The sequence below is a fragment of the Aeromonas sp. FDAARGOS 1407 genome (assembly GCF_019048725.1).
Lineage (GTDB): Bacteria > Pseudomonadota > Gammaproteobacteria > Enterobacterales > Aeromonadaceae > Aeromonas > Aeromonas enteropelogenes.
The window spans coordinates 1,767,501-1,791,384 of the sequence record NZ_CP077399.1 but is presented as its reverse complement, the minus strand read 5'-3'; the positions used below and the strand labels follow the sequence as shown (position 1 = coordinate 1,791,384).

The following is a 23,884-nucleotide window of genomic DNA, read 5'->3' as shown; positions in this document are numbered from 1 at the left end:
AGTGGGGAGTGACCAGGAAGTCAAATATGAACAATAAAATCAAATGGATAGGTGCACTTTTTCTGCTGGTGAACGGATCCTGGGGTTGGGCGGCCAGCCTGCCTGCGGATCTCAAGTGGGAGACCAACGACACGGACCCCGTGTTCGCCTCCCCCAAAGCGCTGCCCGGAGGCAGCATCACCATGTTCGTGGACAGCTTTCCGCTGACGTTTCGCACCGTGGGGCCCGACTCCAACGGCGCGTTTCGCTCCTTCATCCTGGACAACCAGCTGAGGCTCATCAGCTTCCATCCCAATACCGGCAACCCCATCCCGTCCCTCGCAAGCGCCTGGGCCATCGCGCCGGACAGCCAGACCGTCTACTTCAAGCTGGATCCGCGCGCCAAATGGTCGGACGGCAAGCCCGTCACCGCCGATGACTACACCTTCGGCTACGAGATGATGCGCTCCAAGGACATCAAGGGCCCCTGGTTCAACAACTACTACACCACCGAGGTGGTGGCGGTGGAGAAGATCGACGACCACACCATCCTGGTGAAGGCGGGCAGCCGCAAGGCCAGGCTGGATCTCCTGAACACCACCGAACTGTGGCCCCAGCCCAAGCATTACTACAAGCTCGGCCCCAATTGGGTGAAGCAGTACAACTGGGCCGTGGTGCCCACCACGGGCCCCTATGTGATGAGCGACGTGAAGAAGGGTAAATCCATCACCTTCAGCAAGCAGAAGGAGTGGTGGGCAAAGGACGATCGCTACAACCAGCACAGATTCAACCTCGACACCATCAAGGTGCAGGTGATCCGGGATCGCAATATCGCCTTTCGCCACTTCCTGAAAGGGGAGATAGACACCTTCGAGATGATCCTGCCGAACTGGTGGCACGAGAAGGCCGTCACCCCCGAGTACAAGAAGGGGTACGTGCAGAAGGTGATGGCCATGACCGACACCAAGCAGGGCGGACAGGGGGTTCACCTCAATGTGGCTACTCCCAAGCTGGCCGACATCAATGTGCGGCTCGGCATCCAGCACGCCTTCAACATCGACAAGATGATCAAGACGGTGCTGCGTGGCGACTACGACAGAGCCACCACCTTCGGCTCGGGCTTTGGCGAATTTACCAACATGACGCTGCCGGAGCGGGCCTATGACATCGCCAAGGCACGCGACTACTTCGCCAAGGGGGGCTATAGCAAGCCGGGGCCGGACAGTATCCTGCAAAACGACAAGGGGGAGCGGCTGACCCTGGCCGTCACCTACACCAGTCAGGAGCACTCCAAGCGGCTGACCGTGCTGAAGGAAGAGGCCAAGAAGGCGGGGCTGGATCTGGAGCTCAACCTGGTGGACGGCGCCACCGGCTTCAAGGCGATGCTGGAGAAGAAACACGAGGCGGCCTGGATGGGCTGGGCCGGCGGCGGTCTCTATCCGCAGTATTGGGAGTCGTTCCACTCCGCCAACGCCAACAAGCCGCAGACCAACAACCTGTTCAACGTGGCTGACAAGGAGCTCGACACGCTGATCGACGCCTACAACGTTGAGTTCGACATGGCCAAGCGGGCCGAGCTCTCTCGCCAGATCCAGCAGCGCATCTATGACTTGGCCATCTTCGTGCCCGGAGTCCAGCTCAACTACGTGCGGGCCAGCAGCTGGCGTTACGTGATGCTGCCCGAGGTGCCGGCCACCCGAAACACACCTGATCTGCTCTACTGGCCCATGGATGGCTATCCCCACAGCAGTGGCGGCCTGCTCTGGCTCGATCCCAAGGTGAAGGAAGAGACCCAGAAAGCCAGGGAGGCAGGGGAGGCGCTGACCCCCATTACGCAGACCGACAAGACCTATGCACGTCATTGATGCCGCAGAGAAGGGAGCAGCAGTCATGCCCAACACACAGGCCTCCATTCTTGACGTTCGGGATAACGGGGTGGAGGGTGCCGTTGAGAACGGCCAGAACAAGACCCCGATTCTCGAGGTGCGCGATCTCGAGGTGGAGTTCGCCGTCGACGACGGCAAGATAAAGGTGCTCGACGGGGTCAGCTTCCAGGTCGCTCCGGGCCAGACCCTGGGGATCGTCGGTGAGTCCGGCTGCGGCAAGAGCGTCACCTCGCTCGCCATCATGGGACTGCTGCCCAAGCCCCACGGCCAGGTGGTGGCGGGCTCCATCCGCTTTCAGGGGGAGGAGCTGCTCACGCTGGCGCCGGATCAGATGTACAGGGTGCGTGGCAACCGCATCTCGATGATCTTCCAGGAGCCGATGACGGCGCTCAACCCGGTGCAGACGGTAGGGGATCAGCTGATGGAGGTGTTTCACCTTCATCGCCCCGACTACAGCAAGGCCCAGCACAAGGAGGCCGCCATCGCCATGCTGCAGAAGGTGGGGATCCCGGAGCCCGCCCAGCGTTTTGCCGTCTACCCCCACAACCTCTCCGGCGGCATGCGCCAGCGGGTGATGATCGCCATGGCGCTGGCCTGCGAGCCTTCCCTGCTTATCTGCGATGAACCGACTACGGCGCTCGATGTCACCATCCAGGCCCAGATCCTGGAACTGATGAAGGAGCTGCAGGCCCAGACCGGGATGGCCATCATCTTCATCACCCACGATCTCGGGGTCGTGGCGGAGCTGTGCGACGAGGTGGTGGTAATGTATGCGGGCCGGGCGGTGGAGCAGGCCGACGTGTTCGAGCTGTTTGACCACCCGCGCCATCCCTATACTCATGGTCTGATGAGCTCGATCCCGCGGCTCGAAGATGAGCCCAAGAGCCTGCTCAAGACCATCAAGGGGCAGGTGCCCGCCCTGCACGAGATGCCCGCCGGGTGCCGTTTCTCCAACCGTTGTCCCCATGCCACCGAGATCTGCGTGAGGGCCATTCCGGCCACCGAGCAGCTCGCCGAGCGGCACGGGGTGGCCTGCCACCACTGGAGGGAGCTAGCCGTATGAAGACGCTTTTATCGGTGCGCGACGTGAAGCAGCACTTCCAGCTGGGCGGCGGCTTGTTGCGCAAGAAGTACCACGTCTACGCGGTGGACGGCATCAGCTTCGATCTCAAGCAGGGGGAGACGCTGGGGCTGGTGGGCGAGTCCGGCTGCGGCAAGTCCACCCTGGGGCGCACCCTGCTCAAGCTGTTCGAACCGACCGCCGGCACCATCACCTTCGAGGGGCGTGACATCACCCACCTCTCGCCCAAGGAGATGCGCTCCCTGCGCCAGGAGATGCAGATCGTGTTTCAGGATCCTGCAGAATCCCTCAACAGCCGCCACACGGTGGGGCAGATCCTGGAGGAGCCCTTCGTCATCCACGGCAAGGGCAACGCCGAACAGCGGCGGGTCTGGGTGCAGGAGCTGCTGGAGAAGGTGGGGCTGCCCGGCAGCGCAATGGATCGCTACCCCCACGAATTTTCCGGCGGCCAGCGCCAGCGCATCGGCATCGCCCGGGCCATCGCCCTCAAGCCCAAGCTGCTGGTCTGTGACGAGGCGGTGTCGGCCCTCGATGTCTCGGTGCAGTCCCAGATAGTCAACCTGCTGCTCACCCTGCAGCGGGAGATGAACCTCGCCATCATCTTCATCGCCCACGACCTGTCGGTGGTCAAGCACATCTCGGATCGGGTCGCCGTCATGTATCTGGGCAGGATCGTCGAACTGGCAGAGGCGCAGTCACTCTATCTGGCGCCGCGCCACCCCTATACCAGGGCGCTCATCTCGGCCATTCCGGTGCCGGATCCCCGTCGGCGCAGCCAGCGCATCCTGCTGACCGGCGATGTGCCCTCGCCCATCTCGCCCCCGAGCGGCTGCCACTTCCACCAGCGCTGCCCTTATGCCAGCGAGCTGTGCAGAAGCGCGGCGCCGAAACTTGCACTGTGCGGTGACGGTGCCCACCAGGTGGCGTGCCACACGCCGCTCTCCGCCAGCGGCGATCCCTCGCTGGATCAGGCCAGCTGACGCAGGCAAGGCAGAAATGAACGAGGCGGCCCTGTGGCCGCCTCGTTTCATGGCTGATGTCATTCCCAATCAGGCGATCTGGTAGCGCCCCGGCTTGTGGTTGAGTGTCAACACAAGATTACAGATAACGGCTGCGACGATGGAGAGCGCCAGGATCCAGGGTTGCACCACGAAGAAGGAGGTCACGACGATGGCGCAATCCAGCCCCATCTGTAGCTTGCCGGCCCGGATACCGAAGCGATCCTGAACAAACAGCGCCAGTATGTTGAAGCCACCCAGGCTCGACTTGTGGCGAAACATGATGAGCAGCCCCATGCCGATCAGGGTACCGCCGATGAGCACCGCATAGAGGGGCTCTATCTTGCCGATCTGCAGCACGCCGTTGAGGTGATCGGTCATGAAGGAGACCGCCGCCACCGAGGCGAAGGTGTTAAGGGTAAAGCGCGGCCCCATACGCAGCCAGGCCAGGGCGTAGAAAGGGAGGTTGATGCAGAAGAACAGCAGACCGAAGCTGACGCCGGTCACCTGTTGCAGCAGCAGCGCCAGCCCGGCGGTGCCGCCGGTGAGCAGGCCAACCTGATGGAACAGAAAGATGCCGAGGGAGACGAAGCCCGCCGCGGTCAGCAGGGCCAGCACATCCTCATAGACGGGATGCGCGTTGCGAATCAAGGTGTTGTCCATAACCTGTGTATCCAAGCGAAGTAATGTAAAGAGTGTCTGTCGCCGGCTGACCGGCTGCGAGCCTTGTTGGCAAGGCTTCGTTATGGGCGACAGTGTCCGGCTTCAGTGACCCGGATCACAAGACGCGGCCTGAACGCACCAAAATGGTGTTCGTCAGCACAGCGTTACAATCCTTGCACCAAAACAAGACAAAGCAGTGGTAAGTCCAAACTGAATCGAGCCTGAAAAAACCGACTAAACTCACTGCCCAAAAAAACGGATCCCTCTAGAATGGATGGCTTGTCACTGCCTGCATCGAGGAGCAAAGCGCAGATGAGAGTCGTCGTATTCGGGATTGGTTATGTGGGACTGGTTCAGGCCGCCGTGCTCGCCGAGATGGGCCATCAGGTCACCTGTGTGGATGTGGACGACAGCAAGGTCGCACGCCTCAAGGAGGGGATCATCCCCATCTTCGAACCCGGGCTGGCACCCATGGTGCAGGCCAACCATCAGGCTGGCCGCCTGCATTTCACCACGGATGTGGCCGAAGGGGTGGCCTTTGCCGAGCTCATCTTCATCGCGGTCGGCACCCCGCCGGACGAAGACGGTTCTGCCGATCTTCAGCACGTGCTGGCGGTGGCCGGCACCATAGGCCGTCTAATGCAGGCGGGCAAGGTGGTGATCAACAAGAGCACGGTGCCGGTCGGCACGGCCGCCAGGGTGCGCCAGCATATCGACGGCATCCTCAAGGAGCGGGGTGTTGTTCTGCCCATCGAGGTGGTCTCCAACCCCGAGTTTCTCAAGGAGGGGGCGGCGGTGGCCGACTGCCTGCGTCCGGATCGCATCATCATCGGCACCGACTCGGATCACGCCATGTCCCTGCTGGAGGAGCTCTACGCCCCCTTCAACCGCAACCATGATCGCATCATCCAGATGGATGCCCGCAGCGCCGAGCTCACCAAGTACGCCGCCAACGCCATGCTGGCCACCAAGATCTCCTTCATGAACGAAATGGCCGGGCTGGCGGAGCGCCTCGGTGCCGACATCGAGGAGGTGCGCAAGGGGATCGGCGCCGACCCGCGCATCGGCTACCATTTCATCTACCCGGGTTGCGGCTACGGCGGATCCTGCTTCCCCAAGGATGTGAAAGCGCTGATCCATACCGCCAGCGAAAGTGGCTGCGACGTGCCCCTGCTGCGCTCGGTGGAGAGGGTCAATGACAGGCAGAAACACAAACTCATCGAGCGCCTGCTTAAGCACTTTGGCAACGACCTGACGGGGCACACCTTCGCCCTGTGGGGGCTGGCCTTTAAACCCAATACCGATGACATGCGCGAAGCGCCGAGCCGGGTGTTGATGGAGGCCATCTGGGCCGCCGGCGGCAAGGTGCAGGCGTTTGACCCCGAGGCGATGAAAGAGGCCCAGCACCTCTACGGCCTGCGTGACGATCTGACCCTGTGCGGCACCCAGGAGGCGGCTCTCAAGGGCGCCGATGCCCTGCTCATCTGCACCGAGTGGCAACAGTTCCGTGCCCCCGACTTCGAGCTTATCAAGCGCACACTGAAACAACCCGTCATCCTCGATGGCCGCAACCTCTATGATCCGGCCCGTCTGCACCAACGTGGCTTCACCTATTACGCCATCGGCCGCGGCGACAGCCTGGAAAAAGCGCACGCGCTGGAGAAAGCACAATGAAGTACCTGGTCACCGGCGCTGCCGGCTTTATCGGCTTTCATGTGGCGCAAAGGCTCTGTCACGAAGGGCATCAGGTCGTCGGCCTCGACAATCTCAATGACTACTACGAGGTGAGCCTGAAAGAGGCGCGGCTGGCGCAACTCCTGCCGCTGCCCGGTTTTCGCTTCGAGCACGGCGATCTCGCGGACAGGCAAGCCATCGCGGCCCTGTTCGTCCGGGAGCAGTTCGATCGGGTGATCCATCTTGGCGCCCAGGCCGGGGTACGCTACTCGCTGGACAACCCCTTCGCCTATGCCGACAGCAATCTCAACGGGACCCTCACCATCCTTGAGGGGTGCCGCCATCATGGGGTCGGGCACCTGGTCTATGCCTCCTCCAGCTCGGTTTACGGCCTCAACGAGCAGATGCCGTTCAAGACCTCGGACGGGGTGGATCATCCCGTCTCTTTCTATGCGGCGAGCAAGAAGGCCAATGAGCTGATGGCCCACTCCTACTCCCACCTCTACGGTTTACCGACCACAGGGCTGCGTTTCTTCACCGTCTACGGCCCCTGGGGGCGCCCCGACATGGCCCTGTTCAAGTTCGTGCGCGCCATCCTGAACGATGAACCCATCGACATCTACAACCAAGGGGCGCTGAGCCGGGACTTCACATATATCGACGACATCGTCGAGGGGGTAATACGCATCGCGGATCGCCCACCGGTGGCGAACCCCGCCTGGCACGGGCAGACCGAGTCAAGCTCGGCCCCCTATCGTCTGTTCAACATCGGCAACGGCAGCCCGGTGCGTCTGGTCGACTTCGTGGAAGCCATCGAAACGGCCCTCGGCAAGCAGGCCATCCGCAACCTCTGCCCCATGCAGCCCGGCGATGTACTCGCCACCTGGGCCGATACCGAGGCGCTGTTCGAGGCAACCGGCTACCGGCCGAAAGTGGGGCTGGCGCAAGGGGTCACCCGTTTCGTCGAGTGGTACAAGGGGTACTACGGGGTCTGAGCGAGCCGCTATCTGGCCTGACAACGAAAGAGGGGCTGCCAAATGGCTGCCCCTCTTGTCTAGTTCAGGTTCCCCTCCTTGGGGCCTGGCACATAGCTAAATGGTTCAATCTCTGGCCTGAGCCCCTGACAGGCGGGCTTGATGGCCTCGGCATTGGTCAGCAGCCAGTCAGTGCGGTGACGATTGCCGAGATTCTCCATGCGCGCGGGGTCAAAACAGCGCTCCAGCAGATCGGCCGCCCCCAGCACCCAGCGTCCTGGCGCGGCAGCCACCCAGGCCGCCGCCTCGCGGGCCTGCGCATCATCCGGCATCTGGTAGCTGTAGTGTCGCAGCGGCTGGCGGGTAAACAGCAGGTGCTGCTCCTTGAAACCGGTCAGCAGCAACTCGTTGCCCGCCGGTACCCGCTCCGCTGCCAGCGCCATCACGGTTTGCGGCGTGCGCATGTCGTTGAGGCGCGTACAGATCCAGGTGGAGTAGATGAGCCAGCCACAGGCAAGGGTGGCCAGAATGGCGGTAAGCGGTGCCCGGCGCAGCAAGGCGTTGACGAGCAACAACACGCCCCCCATCACCAGCAGGGGGAGCCAGGGGGCCGGCCCCAATTCGCTCACCCGGCTGGCCAGCTTGGCACTGAACTCCAGCGCAACCGCCCCACCGAGGCAGACGATGCCCAGCAACCAGCCAAGCCCTGACAGCAGGCGGCCTGGCCAGCGCCTGGCCAGCAGGGCGGCGATGAAGGGCGCGCTCAACAGTGCCAAAGCCGGCGTGCCAGGCGTCACATAGACGCCGCGCTTGCCGGGCGAAACCGAGAAGAAGATCACCACCAGCACCAAGTAACCGAGCAGCAATATGATGCGTTTGTCCCCCCCCTGGATGGCTCTGCGCCACTCCACCACCAGCCAGGGCAGCAGCAGGGTGAGCGGCAGCCAGAACGGCGGGATCACCGAGGTGAGGTAGTACCAGAAGGGTTTGACGTGATGCCAGGAGTTGGCATAACGGGTCACCGTCTGGCGCAGCATGATGTTGTCCCGATACGCCTGCAGTATGGGGTCGCCGCTCTGGGCCACGGCAATCAGCATGGGCACCAGCCACAGGCCAATGGCCAGCAGCATGCACAGCGGCCCCGCCAGTCCCTTGAGCCAGTCACTGCGGGATGCCGTGCGAATTTTATCCAAGTGGGTCCAGATCGCCGGGATCAGCACCAGCAGTGCCAACAGACCCACCCCCTTGGTGATGATGCCAAGGCCGGCGGCAAACCAGCCGAGCCAGTACCATCGCCAGCCCCCGTTACACAACAGGAAACGAATGAAGCTGTAGAGGCCCAGGGTGATGAAGAAGGTGACCAGCGCATCGATCTGGGCCGTCTTGGCCTGCAGGGTGAACTGGACGGTAAAGAGCAGCAGCAAACCGGCCAGAAAACCGACCTGAGGCGTCCACAGCCGGCGGCCCAGATCCCATACCAGCACCAGGGTCAGCAGACCCGCGAGCAATGAAGGCAGCAGAAAGGCCACCTTGATGGAACCGGTCAGCAGATAGGCGATGGCGATCCCCCACATGAACATGGGAGGCTTGTCCGGATAAATCTCGCCGCCGCGCATCGGGAACAGCCACTGGCCGCTCTCCACCATCTCCTTGGCCACCAGGGCGAAGCGGGGTTCGTCGGCCGGCCAGGGATCGCGCAGCCCAAGTCCGGTGCCAAGCACGACCAGGGCTATCAGCAGCAGCCAGCCAAGGGAGCTCTGATTGAGCAGGGTTCGATCATTTACCATGGCGGATCTCGCTGTCATGGATGAGTTTGTCCCGCTTCCAGCCGCGATGCTGAATATCCAGATAGAGGCTGTAGAGGGCAGTAAAGGTGGGGAAGAGATTTTGCAGTACGCCGACGGAGTCCTGCTTTGGGGAGAAGAGGAAGTAGCTCAGCGTCATCAGGCTGCCGAGCACACTCATGTACCAGAACAGGCGGGGGATCACAGGCCGACCGGCCCGCCTGGAGGCAATGAATTGCACCAGCCAGCGCCCCCCGAACATGAGCGCCCCCGTGTAGCCGATGAGCTTCCAGCCGGTCACATGCAGGCCGGTCCAGTCGAGCCAGTGCAGGGGGAGCGAGAGCAGGGCGTCCATCAATCGAGCATCTCCCTTACCTCGACGACCTTGGATCGCCGCTGCAGCCACCAGACACCGACCACGTCCACCAGCCCGACCCAGAGGCGATTCCAGACCCCGTATTTGGAAACCCCCGCCTGTCTGGGCCTGTGATTGACCGGCCAGGGGGACATGCGACCGCCCTGCGCCTGGATCAGGGCCGGAATATAGCGGTGCATATGGTTGAAGCCGGGCAGACGCAGATACCAGTCGCGCCGCACCACCTTGAGTCCACAGCCGGTATCCGGGATGCCGTCGCGCAGCAAGAGGTCGCGAAAACCGTTGGCCAGTTTGGAAGAGATCCGCTTCACCCAGTCATCGCGGCGATTGACGCGATGGCCGATGAGCCCCACCTCCTTCCGGTCTGCGGCAAAACGGCGCTTGGCCTCTTCCAGCATGGCGGGAATGTCGGCGGGATCATTCTGGCCATCCCCATCGAGCACCACCAGCCACTCACCACGGCCATGACGCACGCCACTGAGCACCGCCATGCTCTGACCGACGGCCCGCTCGTGACGCACTACTCGCAACCGGGGAAAACGCGTCTTCAGCTCGCACAGGATGGCGTAGCTGTCGTCTTCGCTCCCGTCATCCACGTAGACCAATTCGTAATCGTACTTCCCGCCAAGCGCGGCATCGATTTCGCCGATAAGGGGAGCCAGATTGTCCCGTTCATCTTTGGCTGGCACGACGACTGATACATCGATTGAATAACCCATATGAGCTTCCCGACTATAGAGAGACGCAATCAGTCCGCTTGATCGCATCATGAAAAAATGGGGATGGTAATTATCCTAAATAAATACAGGATGTTACGTTAATGTGAAGCCAGTCTATCATCCTGGAATTGATTTATGCATCAACTAACGTAGACAAAACCATCCGTCATACCCCGAGGATAAACTCTCTGTGTCTGCTCATGTCGGCAGGAAGGGGGTTGGCTTCCTGACATAAAGTTCCATACCGTTTTCATCTCTAACGGGCGAACACATAACCACATGTTCCATCATCTGGCTGGCAACCTTCCTGTGTAGAACCTATATCTTCCGAATACGAAGAATATGAGGAACTCGTCATGCAGAGATTCGGCACCTGGGGGTGGAGTCTCCTGCTCTTGTTGATCACGGCATCGGCCCAGGCCGAATCATTTCGCCAGGCGCCCAAGGCGATGAGTGCCATCCGCCAGGGCGCAGCCATCGAGCGCAGCAACCCGAGACAAGCCATTGCCTACTATTGCAATGCCGCCAGACTGGGCAATCCGGAGGCCTATTTTCGCATCGGCCGCCTGCTGGCCCGCGGGCCACAAGGTATCCGCAGTGCCCGGCAAGCCAACGCCTATCTCGCCATGGCCATGCGTCTTGGCAACCAGCAAGCCGCTCGTTATTACAATACTCGTGTAGGCAATGCCCCCCTGGGCAACTGCGGTGTGGGCAGCGGCCCTGCCGGTGTTCCCTGGGTACAGCCCGCGACCCCCTTCGATCAGGACAAATATCTGGCCCGACAATCTGCGAGCAAGCAGAAACTAGCCAATATGGTCCGGCAGGCCGCCGAGCGTCATCAGGTCGATCCCAAGCTGGCTCTGGCCATCGCCATCGCCGAATCCAACCTCGACCGCTTTGCCGTCTCGCCCAAACAGGCGCAAGGGGTCATGCAACTCATCCCCGCCACCCAGCAGCGTTTCGGTGTCACCCGCCCGTTCGATGCGGAACAAAACATCCGCGGCGCCATGGTGTACCTGAAATGGCTGGAGAAACAGTTCGGCCCGGACTGGATCAGGATCAGTGCGGCCTACAATGCCGGCGAGAAGGCGGTGGCCCGCTACGGCGGCATCCCCCCCTATCAGGAGACCCAGGATTACGTGCAGCGGGTGCTCTACTATTCAGGGCACAAGCAAACGGCAGAAACCAAGCCATCCCTACGCTGACAAGGGGTCGGCAACACATCAAAAAACCAGCCCGGTCCCACCCTATCGTCACTAACTTAAGGAAAAATTAAGACGATTTTTCCGGAGATTTTGCCGGTCACAGCCCCATTCGCCCCTCCCCTCTATCTCATCTCGCCCACCCCTTCTTGACGGAGGATGAGCAACCGGCCGCCCGCTTTGCCCCCCCTTGTTCGTTGGTTTACAATCGACGGGTTTTTTGGAACCCGGTTGGCCTGTGCCGACCTGGCCCCACCACGACCTCAGCCTGTTGATGAAAAACATTAACTCGCTGAAAAAGAAGAGAATTAGCCAATGGCTCAATTTATTTACACCATGAACCGGGTCGGCAAGGTAGTGCCGCCCAAGCGTCATATCCTCAAGAACATCTCCCTGAGTTTCTTCCCGGGCGCCAAGATCGGCGTCTTGGGTCTGAACGGCGCCGGTAAATCCACCCTGCTGCGCATCATGGCCGGGCTGGATACCGAGATCGAAGGGGAAGCCCGCCCGCAGCCCGGCATCAAGATCGGCTACCTGCCCCAGGAACCGAAACTGGAGCCGGAGCAGACCGTGCGCGAAGCGGTGGAAGAGGCCGTCGGCGAAGTGAAACGCGCCATGGCCCGCCTCGACGAGGTCTATGCGGCCTACGCCGATCCGGATGCGGATTTTGACAAGCTGGCCCGCGAGCAGGGCGAACTGGAAGCCATCATCCAGGCTCAGGGTGGCCACAACCTGGAAAACCAGCTGGAGCGCGCGGCCGATGCCCTGCGTCTGCCGGCATGGGATGCCCAGATCAAGCACCTCTCCGGTGGTGAGCGCCGCCGCGTGGCCCTGTGCCGCCTGCTGCTGGAAAAACCGGACATGCTGCTGCTGGACGAACCGACCAACCACCTGGATGCGGAATCCGTGGCCTGGCTGGAGCGCTTCCTGCACGACTACGAGGGCACCGTCGTCGCTATCACCCACGACCGTTACTTCCTCGACAACGTAGCAGGCTGGATCCTGGAGCTGGACCGTGGCGAGGGTATTCCGTGGGAAGGCAACTACTCCTCCTGGCTGGAGCAGAAAGATGCCCGTCTGGCCCAGGAAGCCAGTGCCGAAGCCGCTCGTCGCAAGTCCATCGAGAAGGAACTGGAGTGGGTTCGCCAGAACCCGAAAGGTCGTCAGGCCAAATCCAAGGCCCGTATGGCTCGCTTCGAGGAGCTCAACACCAACGATTACCAGAAGCGCAACGAGACCAACGAGCTGTTCATTCCGCCCGGACCGCGCCTCGGCGACAAGGTGGTGGAAGTGGCCAACCTGCGCAAATCCTACGGGGATCGTGTACTGATCGACGATCTGTCGTTTGCCATTCCCAAGGGGGCCATCGTCGGCATCATCGGCCCGAACGGTGCCGGTAAGTCGACCCTGTTTCGCATGATGTCGGGCCAGGAGCAGCCGGATTCCGGCTCCATCACCCTGGGCGATACCGTGGTACTGGCCTCGGTCGATCAGTTCCGTGACAGCATGGATGACAAGAAGACGGTGTTCGAAGAGGTCGCCGACGGTCAGGATATCCTGCGCATCGGTAGCTACGAGTTCCCGAGCCGCGCCTACATCGGCCGCTTCAACTTCAAGGGCTCCGATCAGCAGAAGCGCGTCGGCGAGCTCTCCGGTGGTGAACGCGGTCGTCTGCACCTGGCCAAGCTGTTGCAGACCGGCGGCAACGTGCTGCTGCTCGATGAACCGACCAACGATCTGGACATCGAAACCCTGCGCGCCCTCGAGAACGCCCTGCTGGAGTTCCCGGGTTGTGCCATGGTCATCTCCCACGATCGCTGGTTCCTCGACCGGATCGCCACCCACATCCTGGACTACCAGGACGAGGGCAAGATCGAATTCTTCGAGGGCAACTTCACCGAATACGAAGAGTGGAAGAAGAAGACCTACGGCGCCGAGGCCATCCAGCCGCACCGTGCGAAATACAAGCGTATCGCCAAGTAAACCGGCAAATGCGACAAGGGGAGCCTCGGCTCCCCTTTCTTGTGCCTTATGGCTTACAATCCAGAACGAACGACCTTGCATGGATTTTGCGAAATGACGACCCAGCCCACCACAGAGAAGAAGCTCACCATTCAGATCCGGGTCGAACCCGGCTGCCTCGGGCCGGATGGCAAGGCGCACATCGAAACCTTCTGTGCCGCCGCCGCCAAGATCTTCGAGGCCGTAGAGCCCGAACTGGTGAGCTGGGTACTGCTTCCCCGTTATGACAAGCAGTTGCCAGAACAGGAGTTCTTCATCGCCGGTCGCAAGCTGAGCGAGGAGCAGGCCAGCCTGTTTCTGCGCCGTTTCGATCGGGAGCTGGGGGAAGTGCAGGAGCGGCTCGACTCCGTGCTTGCTCAACTGGTGGAACGCTACTTCAAGACTCTCTGAACCTCGGTTTTGACAAAGAAAGGTTCTCTATCGAGGACCTTTTTTTATTGCTCAAATAGCAAACGTTTGAATTTTTACTCTATTCATTGATCCGCCTCGCAGATCCGGGGTTTGTAAACGCCCCCGCCTGTGTAAAAATGTGCGCGCTGTCACGGTATCAAGTCGAGTCTGGTCATTTAGCCACCATCTGCTGGGGGCATTTACCCCGCATGAATGGGTCCACCGGCTCCCTTGCTGCTTATTTCACGTCACCTATTGGAATTCACATGAACCAACCACACAACGCCACAGGGCAGGCGACCAATCAGATCGCCGGGCAAGGATTGCTTGAGCGCCTGTTTGCCCTGCAAGGCCATGGCACCACAGCCCGCACCGAGGTCATCGCCGGGATCACCACCTTCCTGACCATGGTCTATATCGTGTTCGTCAACCCGCAGATCCTCTCCGCGGCCGGCATGGACACCCAGGCGGTGTTCGTTACCACCTGCCTTATCGCCGGTATCGGCAGCATCCTGATGGGCCTGCTGGCCAACCTGCCCATCGCCCTGGCTCCCGCCATGGGACTCAACGCCTTCTTCGCCTTCGTGGTAGTAGCCGGCATGGGTTACTCCTGGCAGGTCGGTATGGGTACCATCTTCTGGGGCGCCATGGGTCTATTGATCCTCACCCTGCTGCGGGTGCGCTACTGGCTTATTGCCAACATTCCGCTCACCCTGCGGGTCGGCATCACCGCCGGTATCGGCCTTCTGATCGCCCTGCTCGGCCTGCACAACGCAGGGATCGTGGTCGCCAGCCCCGCCACCATGGTGACTGTGGGCAACCTCACCTCCCTGCCCTGCCTGCTGGGGCTGCTGGGTTTCTTCCTCATCTGCATCTTCTCCGCCCGCGGCGTGCACTCCGCCGTGCTGATCGCCATCGTGGTCACCACCACCCTGGGTTGGCTGTTTGGCGACGTGACCTTCAAGGGTTTCATCGCCATGCCCCCCAGCATTGATCCCGTGTTCGGCCAGCTCGATCTGATGGGCTCACTGGATATCGGTCTGGCTGGCGTCATCTTCTCTTTCATGCTCGTCAACCTATTTGACTCCTCCGGCACCCTGATTGGTGTCACCAACCGCGCCAAGCTGGCCGATGACAAGGGTCACTTCCCGCGTATGAAGCAGGCTCTGATGGTCGATAGCGTGAGCTCGGTCGGCGGCGCCTTTATGGGCACCTCCTCCGTAACGGCGTATATCGAGAGCAGCTCCGGCGTCGCGGTCGGTGGCCGTACCGGCCTGACCGCCATCGTAGCCGGCATCCTGTTCCTGCTGGCTATCTTCTTCTCCCCCATCGCCGCCATGGTGCCGGCTTATGCCGCCGCCGGTGCCCTTATCTATGTGGGCGTGCTGATGTGCTCCGAGCTGACCCGGGTGAAGTGGGAAGACTTGACCGAAGCGGTCCCGGCCTTCATGACCGCCGTCATGATGCCGTTCAGTTTCTCCATCACCGAAGGGATCGCCGTGGGCTTTATCTCCTACTGCGTGATGAAGGCGGGCACCGGCCGCTGGCGCGAGATCAACCCCTGCGTGCTGGTGGTCGCCCTGCTGTTTGTGCTCAAGTTCGTCTGGGTCGACAGCCACTGATAACGACCGAACCGGTTAACCAAATGGGCTCCCGACAGGGAGCCCATTTTTATTACCACCGCACAGCCACTCATGGAGACGCTGTGCCGTCGGCGCAAAGTTGTTAACATGGTTGCTCCATACGGAACATGTTCACCATCCAGCAAGGAGCCAGGATGCATCACTCATCCCCCCGATCCACCTTCGAAGTCAGCGACGACAAGGGACGCCTCGACGTCCCCTTGATCCACCGTTTTTTGTCAGAAGAGGCTTACTGGAGCCCCGGCATTCCGCTGACCACTGTGCTGCGCGCCATCAATCACTCCCTCTGTTTTGGTGGCTACCTCGGCGGCCAGCAGGTGGCCTTCGCCCGGGTCATCACCGACAAGGCCACCTTCGGCTATCTCTCCGATGTGTTCGTGCTGCCCGAGCATCGCGGTCAGGGCTACAGCAAGGCGCTGGTAGCGGCCGTCCTCGCCCACCCCGAGCTGCAGGGGCTGCGGCGTCTGAGCCTGTCGACCCGGGATGCCCACGGCCTCTATGGCAGTTTTGGCTTCGTGCCCGCCAGTGCACCAGCCAGCCTGATGGAGATCTACGACCCCGAGATCTACCTGCGTACCTGAATCTCGGGCTCCCTCTGCTGGCGGCTGATTATTTTCGCCGGATCATGCTTCTCGCCCCTGCGCTGTGACGTGGGGGCGCGACAGTGCTAGATTGGCAGCCAGCGTTTTCACCCAGCAGCTTCGTCAACCACAAGGATGGCAACCGTGGCCCAGCACTCTCCCTCTTTCTCCGCTCTTTCCCCCTTGCTACAAGCGCAGGCCCAGCGCCAATGGCAGCGACTGCTCGAACTGGCGCCAGACTACGGCGACCTGCCCGAGGCAACCCGGCAGGTCCTGCTCACCCTGCTCGGTCTCTCCGATTTTGTCGCCGACTCACTGATCAAACAACCCGAGCTGCTGGCGCAGATCTTCGCCTCGGGAGAGCTGGAGCAGACCGAGCGCTGGCCGGCCTACCAGCGCGATCTGACTGCTCTGCTGGCTGAAGTCGTTGACGAGGAGGCGCTCAAGCGCACCCTGCGTCAGTTCCGCCGCAGTCGCATGCTGGTCATCGCCTGGCGCGAACTGCTGGGGCATGCCGAGGTTGAAGAGAGCTTTATCCACCTCACCAAACTGGCCGACGCCCTGATCTGTGCAGCCCGTGACTGGCTCTACGCCAAGCAGTGCAGCGAGCTGGGCACCCCGATGGACGGGGATGGCAACCCGCAGCCGCTGCTGATCCTCGGCATGGGCAAACTGGGGGGCGGCGAGCTCAACTTCAGCTCCGACATTGACCTTATCTTCACTTTCCCCGAGAACGGCTACACGGTCGGCGGGCGGCGCGAGCTCGCCAACCAGCAGTTCTTCATCAAGCTGGGCCAGCGCATCATCAACGCCCTGCACCAGAGCACAGTCGACGGCCAGGTGTTTCGGGTTGATATGCGCTTACGCCCCTTTGGTGACGCGGGGCCGCTCGCCATCTCGTTTGCCGCCATGGAGGATTACTACCAGCACCACGGTCGCAACTGGGAGCGCTACGCCATGGTCAAGGCGCGGGTGCTGGGGCCTCAGTGCGAGCACGCGGTGGAGCTGGCCGAGATGCTGCGCCCCTTCGTGTTTCGCCGCTATATCGACTTCGGCGTCATCGACGGCCTGCGCCAGATGAAGGCGATGATCGCCGCCGAGGTGCGTCGCAAGGGGCTGGAGGGCAACATCAAGCTGGGGGCCGGCGGCATTCGCGAAGTGGAGTTTATCGCCCAGGCGTTGCAGCTCATTCGCGGCGGCCGCGAGCCCGCCCTGCGGGTACGTCACCTGCCGGAAGCGCTGGCCGCCATCGCCCGGTGCGGCGCCCTGGAGGCCGACCACTGTGATCGCTTGCTGACAGCCTATCGCTTCCTGCGCCGGGTCGAGAACATCTTGCAGGAGATCGGCGATCAGCAGACCCAGACCCTGCCCACCGAGGAGCGGGATCGCCAGCGGCTGCTCGCTGCTCTGGGTTTTGCCGACTGGGGCGCTTTTATGGCTCATCTCGATGAGGAGATGGCCGCCGTCCATCAGCAGTTCGCCGCCGTGGTGGGGGAAGAGAAGGAGGCCCCAGCGCATCTGGAGCAGCTCTGGCTCGATCTCTGGCGCACCGAGCTCGATGCTATTGAGCTTGAAAAACTGCTGACCACGCAGGGAGTTGCCGAATCGGCGCCGCTGTGCGCCGCATTGCTGCGTTTCAAGGAGGAGTACAAACGCCGTCAGGTGGGCCCGCAGGGGCGCATCGCGCTGGACTGGCTGATGCCGGAACTGCTGCGGCTGGTGGTGGCCAGTGAGCAGCCCGCCCGCCTGTTTGAGCGGGTGTGCGAACTGCTGACCCGCATCTTCACCCGCAGCGCCTATCTGCAACTGCTGGCGGAGAACCCGGGCGCCCTGCGCCAGCTGGTGCGGCTGTGCGATGCCAGCCATCTGGTAAGCGAGCAGCTGGCCCGCTACCCCATCCTGCTGGACGAGCTGCTCGACCCGCAGCACCTCTATCACCCCACTCCGCTCGATCAGTACAAGCCCCAGTTGCGCCAGTTCCTGCTGCGCATCCCCGAGGAGGATGTGGAGCAGCAGATGGAGGCGCTGCGCCAGTTCAAGCAGGTGCAGCTGCTGCGTATCGTGGCGGCCGACATCGCCGGCGCCCTGCCGCTGATGAAGGTGAGTGACCACCTCACCTGGCTGGCGGAGGCGATCACCGAGGAGGTGGTCAATCAGGCCTGGGCCCAGATGAGCGAGCGCTACGGGGTGCCACCCGAGGTGGCGGTGAGCGGCCAGCGCGGCTTTGCTGTGGTGGCCTACGGCAAGCTGGGGGGTATCGAGCTGGGCTACGGCTCGGATCTCGATCTGGTGTTCCTGCACGGCGGCGACCCCAACGGCTACACCGACGGGCGCAAGCCCATCGACAGCCGCCAGTTCTACCTGCGCCTGGCCCAGCGGATCCTGCACCTGTTCAGCACCCGTACCCCTTCCGGCATCCTGTATGAGATCGACATGCGGCTGCGCCCCTCCGGTGACTCCGGGCTGCTGGTTTCGTCGCTCTCCGCCTATGAACAGTACCAGCAAAACGAGGCCTGGACCTGGGAGCATCAGGCGCTGGTGCGCGCCCGCCCCATCTATGGCGATGAGGCGGTGATCGCCGAATTTGCCCGCATCCGCCGCACCGTGCTGGCCAGGGAACGGGATCTGCCAACCCTGGCCCGCGAGGTGCGCGAGATGCGCCAGAAGATGCGGGACCACCTGCTCAAGGCCGGTGCTGGCGAGTTCGATCTCAAGCAATCCCCCGGCGGCATGGTGGACATCGAGTTTATCGCCCAGTATCTGGTGCTGGCCCACGCCTGTGGCGAGCCCGAGGCGCTCACCCGCTGGTCCGATAACGTGCGCATCTTCGACGAGTGCGTGCTGGCGGGGGTGCTGACCCTGGAGCAGGCGGAAGGGCTCAAGCACGCCTATCTGGAGATCCGCAACCTCGGCCATCGCCTCAACCTCTCGGAGGTCTCCCGCAAGGTGGGGGACGACCAGTTGCTGACCGAACGAGGCCATGTGCTGGCGGTCTGGCAACAACTGCTGAGTGAATAAGACACAATAGGGGCGCAACAGCGCCCCTATTCAATATTGATATCTCTCTCGATTTTTATGACAGAAAACTCAATAACGGTGAGCAAGATCCTGTTTCAGGCATTCCAACCTTGGCATCGTATGACCCTTTATTGAATATATGCAGGGTATAGCATCCTTACATTACCTTCCATTTCTGGCACATGATGATTGCAGGTGAATATTGATTCACCTCATGCCAGCACATATCCATCGAGAGAGGAAAAAATGGATTTTACAGAACAATTACAGAGCTTATCTAAAAAAATCGCCCAGCAGTCATCAATGATCACTACCGAGGAGGCAACCAAAAACGCCTTTGTGATGCCATTCCTAAACCGAGTGCTCGGCTATGACGTGTTCGATCCCACAGAGGTTATCCCTGAGTTCACCGCAGATACCGGAATCAAAAAAGGAGAGAAAGTTGACTATGCCATCCTGAAAGACGGGCAGGTTCAAATTTTGGTCGAGTGCAAAAAGTATAGTGAAAAATTGTCCGCCAAGCATTCTGGGCAATTATTTCGTTATTTTTCGGTCACTAATGCCAGGATCGGCATTCTAACCAATGGTGCACAATATGAGTTTTACACAGATCTTGATGCACCAAATAAAATGGACGAAAAACCATTCCTGACTTTGGATTTGGAAGATATTGATGAACACGTTGTACCCGAGGTTTTAAAACTAACTAAAAATGCTTTTGATGTAGAATCCGTTGTCGATGCGGCAGGAGAGTTGAAATACTTAAGTCAAATAAAGAAAATACTAGCCGAGCAATTCAGTTCTCCTGAAGAAGACTTTGTAAGATTTTTTGCATCAAGAACTTATGATGGCGTGCTGACAGCAAAAGTAAAACAATCCTTCACTGATATAACCAAAAAAGCGCTTAGTCAATTTCTTAACGATAGCATCAATGCCAGATTAAAATCGGCTATTGGTAGCAGTGTTAATACATCGACCATTACTTCTACTCTGGAAAGTGGTCAATTAAGCTCCAGTGAAACAGAGTACAGTAGTGAAGAAAAATCAAAAGTAGATACAACTCTTGAGGAAATGGAAGGTTTTAACGTCGTTAAAGCAATTCTAAGACAGCAATTTGATGTAACTCGAATTGCAGCTAGAGATACTCAAAGCTATTTTGGAGTGCTCCTCGACGATAATAATCGTAAGCCACTCTGTAGATTGCACTTCAATACCAAGCAAAAATACATCGGTCTATTTGATTCTGATAAGAAAGAAACTAGGCACCCCATCGCATCTATCGATGATATTTTTTCATTTTCAGAACAATTATTGACGACTACTGCGGTATACGAATAATTTCGAGTTCGGGATATGGGTTGTCTCAACTCCATTTCCTTAAGCTTCTCGGTTAAACTTACTGCTGCATTACTGGTGGTTTCCCTCATACCTTTTGAGTCCAATGATAATATAAAAGAGCCCGCACAATGCGGGCTCTTTGTATTAAAGGGACGAGAAGCGACGGGTTATTTGAACAACCCTTTGAGCAGTTGATCGGCCACTCCCTTAACCCCTTCGTTGTCGGCCTTGTCACCCAGCAGTTTCTTGAGACCCCGCTCGGCTTCCTTGCGTGCCTTCTCCTCAAGGATCTTGTTGTTGCTGAGCAGCGCCTTCACATCCAGCTGATAGGTCGGTGCCTGCCACTGGCCACCGATGCGCACCGGTATGGTGATGTCCTTCAGCTCATCGACTCCCTTGCCGCCCTGCCCCTTGCTGCTCTCGACGATGGAGGTCAGGAACAGGAAGTCGAGTGTCTCGGGCACCAGTGCCGTTTGCCCCTGGCCATGAACCCGCAGTGCGGGGGCAAACAGCTGGATATCGTCGCTGCGCGCCACCCCGTTTGCCAGTTGGAAGCTGGCTGTCAGAGCACTGAAGTCGGTCTTGCGTACCTCTCTGACCTGATCCGTCCCCTTGCCGGTCAAGGTAGCCCGCGCCTCGCGGATCATCTCTGCCAGGTTGATGCCATGCAGGGCCCCATCGTGCAACGCCAGGGTTATCTTGCCCTGCATCCGACTGCGTAGTGCCTGCTCTGACAGGCCTTGTCCCTGCACCTGCACATCGAGATCGCCCCGCCCTTCCAGCAAGTCATTCTGCGCCAGGGTCTGCAATAGCGAGTGCACATTTACTCCCTGCACCCGTTTGCTCACCTGGTAACGGGCTGGCTGCTGACGCGCATCGAGCACGCCACTCGCCGTCACCTTGCCGCCAGCTACGCCGGCGCTGAACTGCTTGAGGGTAAGCTGACCGTTCGCCAGCGCCAACTGCATATCGAGCTGGCTCAGATCCAGCCCTCTCACCCGCAAGCTGCCCAGCTGCAACCGTCCAATGGCATCGATTGCCTTGAGGGCATCCAGATTAGGTTCAACTGCCGAAAGAGCGCGAGTCACCTTGGCTGGTTCTGCCGCCTTGTTGCCGGCACTCGCCGGTGTGGTAGGAGCCGGCGCCGCAGCGCTTGCCGATGTGCCAAGCCAGCTGTCGAGATCCAGCGTCTCCCCCTTGAGATCGAATTCCACTTTGGGCACAGCCCCAAGCTGCACCACACCTTCGCCAGTCAGCAGGGTATCATCGGCACTCATCACCAGCTTGCTCAGGGTGACTTTCTTAGCCTCCAGCTCGGCACGGGCAAACCCGGCCAGCTTGAGGTTCATCTGTGGGTGCGGCAGCGTATCGCCATTCAATGTGGCACTGAGCACCACATCGGAGAGTTCAGCCAGTTTAAGATCCTGGTCAACCCTGGCCTTGAGCGTTCCCTCGAGCGAACCGGTCAGGGCCGGTTGCTCGCCTTCTCCCTGGTCACCTTGCAGGCTCAGAGCAAGGCTGCTCCACTCCCCCAGCGCCAGGCGATCGGCCTGCAGGGTGAAGTTATCCAGCTGCCGGGAGGGTTGTTTGAGCGATCCGCCCACAACCACCCCTTTCAATTCGCTGGCCAACGCATTTTGTGCCAGCTTGACCTCCCCCTGTCCCTTCAGATCAAAGGCAAGCTGGTCTTGAGCCCCTTTGGCGGCGAAGGTGACCGGCACCCACTGATCCATGGCCAGCTGGCCGAGATCGAGATCGAGCCTGTCGAGGCGAGAAACAATACCGTTGCGATCGTCCTGCACCAGGGCACTGGCCTGTTCAAGCACCACCCCTTTCAGCTTGATCTGCCAGGGCTTGCCCTCTGCTGGCGCCCCCTGAGGCTCACCGGCCGGTGCCTTGGCATCTTCCACTGTTGCAGGCTCGGCAGATGACTTGTCCGAGAGCAGGCCGCTCAGGTTGGAACTGCCATCTGCCTTCGTCTGGATAAACAGACGGGCACCTGCCAGCGTCACCTCGCCTATCTCCAATCGATGGGAAAGCAGAGGCAAGAGGGCAACTGATGCACTCCCCTGCTCGAAGCGGATCAGATCAGGCTCGGCAAAGCCTGCCGGATTGCGCAGGGCCACTTTTTCGAGTGACAGGCCAAGACTCGGCCAGAAGCGCCAGTTGATATTCCCCGCCATCACCAACTCACGACCAGTGACCTTTCTGACCTGCTCCGTCAGCTGGGGTTTGAACTGGTTGGGATCGATCAGGCCGATCAACGCGGTAATCGCGATCACTGCGGCCAGCACCAACCCCAACAGGATGTAGATGATCTTCTTCACGACAAACTCCTTGAATACGGATCTTGAGTGAGACTATATCACCCGAAACCCCGCAGATGGGGACAGTCTCCCAAAACAGCCAAATCAGGGGACAGGGATAGTCGCACCCGACACAAGCAATTCTTTCAGAGCCTGAATGATGAAGAGGGTTGCTGCATCAACAGGGTAATGGCGGTGCGAGTCGAGGCGAATGCAAAGCGGGAAGGTGAAAGTGCGCCGAGCTTCACCCATTGGCAATCGGCCACGTCGTCCGCAGCACGAAGATCGGGCTTCTCGGTCAGATTGATGGCAAATGCGGTATCGCAGGTGTGATAGGTGATGCCGTCATAGGGATAGGTATTGGCAAACGAGCCCAGATAACGAACGGGGCAATCTGAAACATCCAGGCCCAGCTCCTCCTGCAACTCGCGAACGAGGGAGGCTTCCAGTGACTCGCCGGGATCAACAAATCCGCCCGGCAGATCCAGCAACCCCTTGCCAGGGTTGCGAGCCCTCACTGCAACCAGCACTTCATCTTGCCAACAAAGGGCTACCATCACGGCCGCAGCCACATTCTGAAAGAAGTGGAAGCCACATTCACAACGGAACTCCTTGTTGCTCTTGGCAAGCAGGGTCTCTTTACCGCATTGGGGGCAAAACATGGAACGTCTCCATTTGGATAAAACCCTATTGTACGCTCCAGATAGGGCTGTATGAACAAAATGGCAAGGTTCAGGTGGAGAGGGAGGGAAAGAAGGGAATAACAGAGGTTAGAACTGGCCAAAATACAAACAAAACGCCAAATTTCAGGCAATAAAAAACCCCGCTCGATGAGCGGGGTTTTCATGTTGGGTGCCTGGCAGTGTCCTACTCTCGCATGGCGAATGCCACACTACCATCGGCGCTACCGCGTTTCACTTCTGAGTTCGGCATGGGTTCAGGTGGTTCCACGGCGCTATGGCCGCCAAGCAAATTCTTAATCTAGAAAGCTGACGTGAATAACGATTTGCCTGTTGGCTTCGCTATCACTGAATTCGTAGTTCGTTCATTCGCTACAAGGCCCAGAACACTTCTTGGGTGTTGTATGGTTAAGCCTCACGGGTAATTAGTATGGGTTAGCTCAACACGTCGCCGCGCTTACACACCCCACCTATCAACGTTGTGGTCTCCAACGGCCCTTTAGGACCCTCAAGGGGTCAGGGATGACTCATCTCAGGGCTCGCTTCCCGCTTAGATGCTTTCAGCGGTTA

18 protein-coding genes and 2 rRNA genes (1 of these 20 running past the window's edge) are annotated in these 23,884 nt (G+C 60.0%); 12 read left to right on the top strand and 8 right to left on the bottom strand.

From position 1 onward, the window contains the following. Positions 1-26 precede the first annotated feature (26 nt). Genes I6L37_RS08675 through I6L37_RS08665 form a run of 3 tightly spaced genes read left to right on the top strand, consistent with a single transcriptional unit; the run spans position 27 to position 3,926 of the window. Complete coding sequence (locus tag I6L37_RS08675; RefSeq protein ID WP_216993793.1) at positions 27-1,844, top strand: extracellular solute-binding protein; 1,818 nt, start codon at positions 27-29, stop codon at positions 1,842-1,844. 25 nt (positions 1,845-1,869) lie between these two features. Further along, complete coding sequence (locus I6L37_RS08670) at positions 1,870-2,928, top strand: ABC transporter ATP-binding protein (protein WP_216993792.1); 1,059 nt, start codon at positions 1,870-1,872, stop codon at positions 2,926-2,928. Further along, positions 2,925-3,926, top strand: coding sequence for an ABC transporter ATP-binding protein (locus tag I6L37_RS08665; RefSeq protein WP_216993791.1), 1,002 nt, complete (start codon positions 2,925-2,927; stop codon positions 3,924-3,926). The genes I6L37_RS08670 and I6L37_RS08665 overlap by 4 nt, the downstream gene beginning before the upstream one ends. 69 nt (positions 3,927-3,995) lie before the next feature. Here the strand turns inward: I6L37_RS08665 and I6L37_RS08660 are convergent, their stop codons facing one another. After that, positions 3,996-4,607, bottom strand: a complete 612-nt coding sequence (locus I6L37_RS08660) for a YitT family protein (protein ID WP_216993790.1) — start codon at positions 4,605-4,607, stop codon at positions 3,996-3,998. 312 nt (positions 4,608-4,919) lie between these two features. On the opposite strand from I6L37_RS08660, the gene I6L37_RS08655 reads away from it, so the two are divergent. Both I6L37_RS08655 and I6L37_RS08650 read left to right on the top strand, forming a co-directional pair. Next, a complete protein-coding gene (locus I6L37_RS08655; RefSeq protein WP_216993789.1) occupies positions 4,920-6,281 on the top strand; it encodes a UDP-glucose/GDP-mannose dehydrogenase family protein in 1,362 nt (453 codons plus the stop codon). Next, entirely contained in the window at positions 6,278-7,276 is a 999-nt protein-coding gene (locus I6L37_RS08650) for an NAD-dependent epimerase (RefSeq protein WP_216993788.1), read from the top strand. The genes I6L37_RS08655 and I6L37_RS08650 overlap by 4 nt, the downstream gene beginning before the upstream one ends. Before the next feature lie 59 nt (positions 7,277-7,335). Here I6L37_RS08650 and I6L37_RS08645 read toward each other — a convergent pair whose 3' ends face one another. From I6L37_RS08645 to I6L37_RS08635, 3 genes are read right to left on the bottom strand one after another with little or no spacing between them, the layout of a single operon-like run. Next, positions 7,336-9,042, bottom strand: a complete 1,707-nt coding sequence (locus tag I6L37_RS08645; protein ID WP_216993787.1) for a glycosyltransferase family 39 protein — start codon at positions 9,040-9,042, stop codon at positions 7,336-7,338. Continuing rightward, complete coding sequence (locus I6L37_RS08640; RefSeq protein WP_042028163.1) at positions 9,032-9,394, bottom strand: lipid-A-disaccharide synthase N-terminal domain-containing protein; 363 nt, start codon at positions 9,392-9,394, stop codon at positions 9,032-9,034. Before I6L37_RS08640 ends, I6L37_RS08645 begins: the two co-directional genes overlap by 11 nt. Continuing rightward, positions 9,394-10,134: a glycosyltransferase family 2 protein gene (locus I6L37_RS08635; protein WP_026456644.1), complete on the bottom strand. Its 741-nt coding sequence runs from the start codon at positions 10,132-10,134 to the stop codon at positions 9,394-9,396. Before I6L37_RS08635 ends, I6L37_RS08640 begins: the two co-directional genes overlap by 1 nt. Positions 10,135-10,490: 356 nt before the next feature. On the opposite strand from I6L37_RS08635, the gene I6L37_RS08630 reads away from it, so the two are divergent. The 7 genes from I6L37_RS08630 to I6L37_RS08600 all read left to right on the top strand — a co-directional run bounded on the left by I6L37_RS08630 (position 10,491) and on the right by I6L37_RS08600 (position 20,328). After that, complete coding sequence (locus tag I6L37_RS08630; RefSeq protein ID WP_042028164.1) at positions 10,491-11,339, top strand: lytic transglycosylase domain-containing protein; 849 nt, start codon at positions 10,491-10,493, stop codon at positions 11,337-11,339. Between the two features lie 312 nt (positions 11,340-11,651). After that, positions 11,652-13,319, top strand: coding sequence for an energy-dependent translational throttle protein EttA (gene ettA / locus I6L37_RS08625; RefSeq protein WP_026456971.1), 1,668 nt, complete (start codon positions 11,652-11,654; stop codon positions 13,317-13,319). Positions 13,320-13,412: 93 nt separating this feature from the next. Beyond that, positions 13,413-13,748: a hypothetical protein gene (locus tag I6L37_RS08620; protein WP_026456972.1), complete on the top strand. Its 336-nt coding sequence runs from the start codon at positions 13,413-13,415 to the stop codon at positions 13,746-13,748. 266 nt (positions 13,749-14,014) lie between these two features. Next, a complete protein-coding gene (locus I6L37_RS08615) occupies positions 14,015-15,370 on the top strand; it encodes an NCS2 family permease (protein ID WP_216993786.1) in 1,356 nt (451 codons plus the stop codon). Positions 15,371-15,525: 155 nt separating this feature from the next. Further along, positions 15,526-15,972 carry a GNAT family N-acetyltransferase gene (locus I6L37_RS08610; RefSeq protein WP_216993785.1) on the top strand — a complete coding sequence of 149 codons (447 nt, stop codon included), beginning with the start codon at positions 15,526-15,528 and terminating at the stop codon, positions 15,970-15,972. Positions 15,973-16,116: 144 nt separating this feature from the next. Further along, positions 16,117-18,990, top strand: a complete 2,874-nt coding sequence (glnE, locus tag I6L37_RS08605) for a bifunctional [glutamate--ammonia ligase]-adenylyl-L-tyrosine phosphorylase/[glutamate--ammonia-ligase] adenylyltransferase (RefSeq protein ID WP_254203553.1) — start codon at positions 16,117-16,119, stop codon at positions 18,988-18,990. 195 nt (positions 18,991-19,185) lie between these two features. After that, positions 19,186-20,328: a type I restriction endonuclease gene (locus tag I6L37_RS08600; protein ID WP_254203552.1), complete on the top strand. Its 1,143-nt coding sequence runs from the start codon at positions 19,186-19,188 to the stop codon at positions 20,326-20,328. Positions 20,329-20,495: 167 nt separating this feature from the next. Here I6L37_RS08600 and I6L37_RS08595 read toward each other — a convergent pair whose 3' ends face one another. The 4 genes from I6L37_RS08595 to I6L37_RS08580 all read right to left on the bottom strand — a co-directional run. Beyond that, complete coding sequence (locus I6L37_RS08595) at positions 20,496-22,655, bottom strand: AsmA family protein (protein WP_216993783.1); 2,160 nt, start codon at positions 22,653-22,655, stop codon at positions 20,496-20,498. A gap of 125 nt (positions 22,656-22,780) precedes the next feature. Further along, positions 22,781-23,296, bottom strand: coding sequence for an NUDIX domain-containing protein (locus tag I6L37_RS08590; RefSeq protein ID WP_216993782.1), 516 nt, complete (start codon positions 23,294-23,296; stop codon positions 22,781-22,783). A 192-nt stretch (positions 23,297-23,488) separates the two neighbouring features. Then, positions 23,489-23,603: ribosomal RNA gene (gene rrf, locus I6L37_RS08585) — 5S ribosomal RNA — on the bottom strand. 115 nt (positions 23,604-23,718) lie between these two features. Beyond that, positions 23,719-23,884: ribosomal RNA gene (locus I6L37_RS08580) — 23S ribosomal RNA — on the bottom strand (it continues 2,723 nt past the right edge of the window).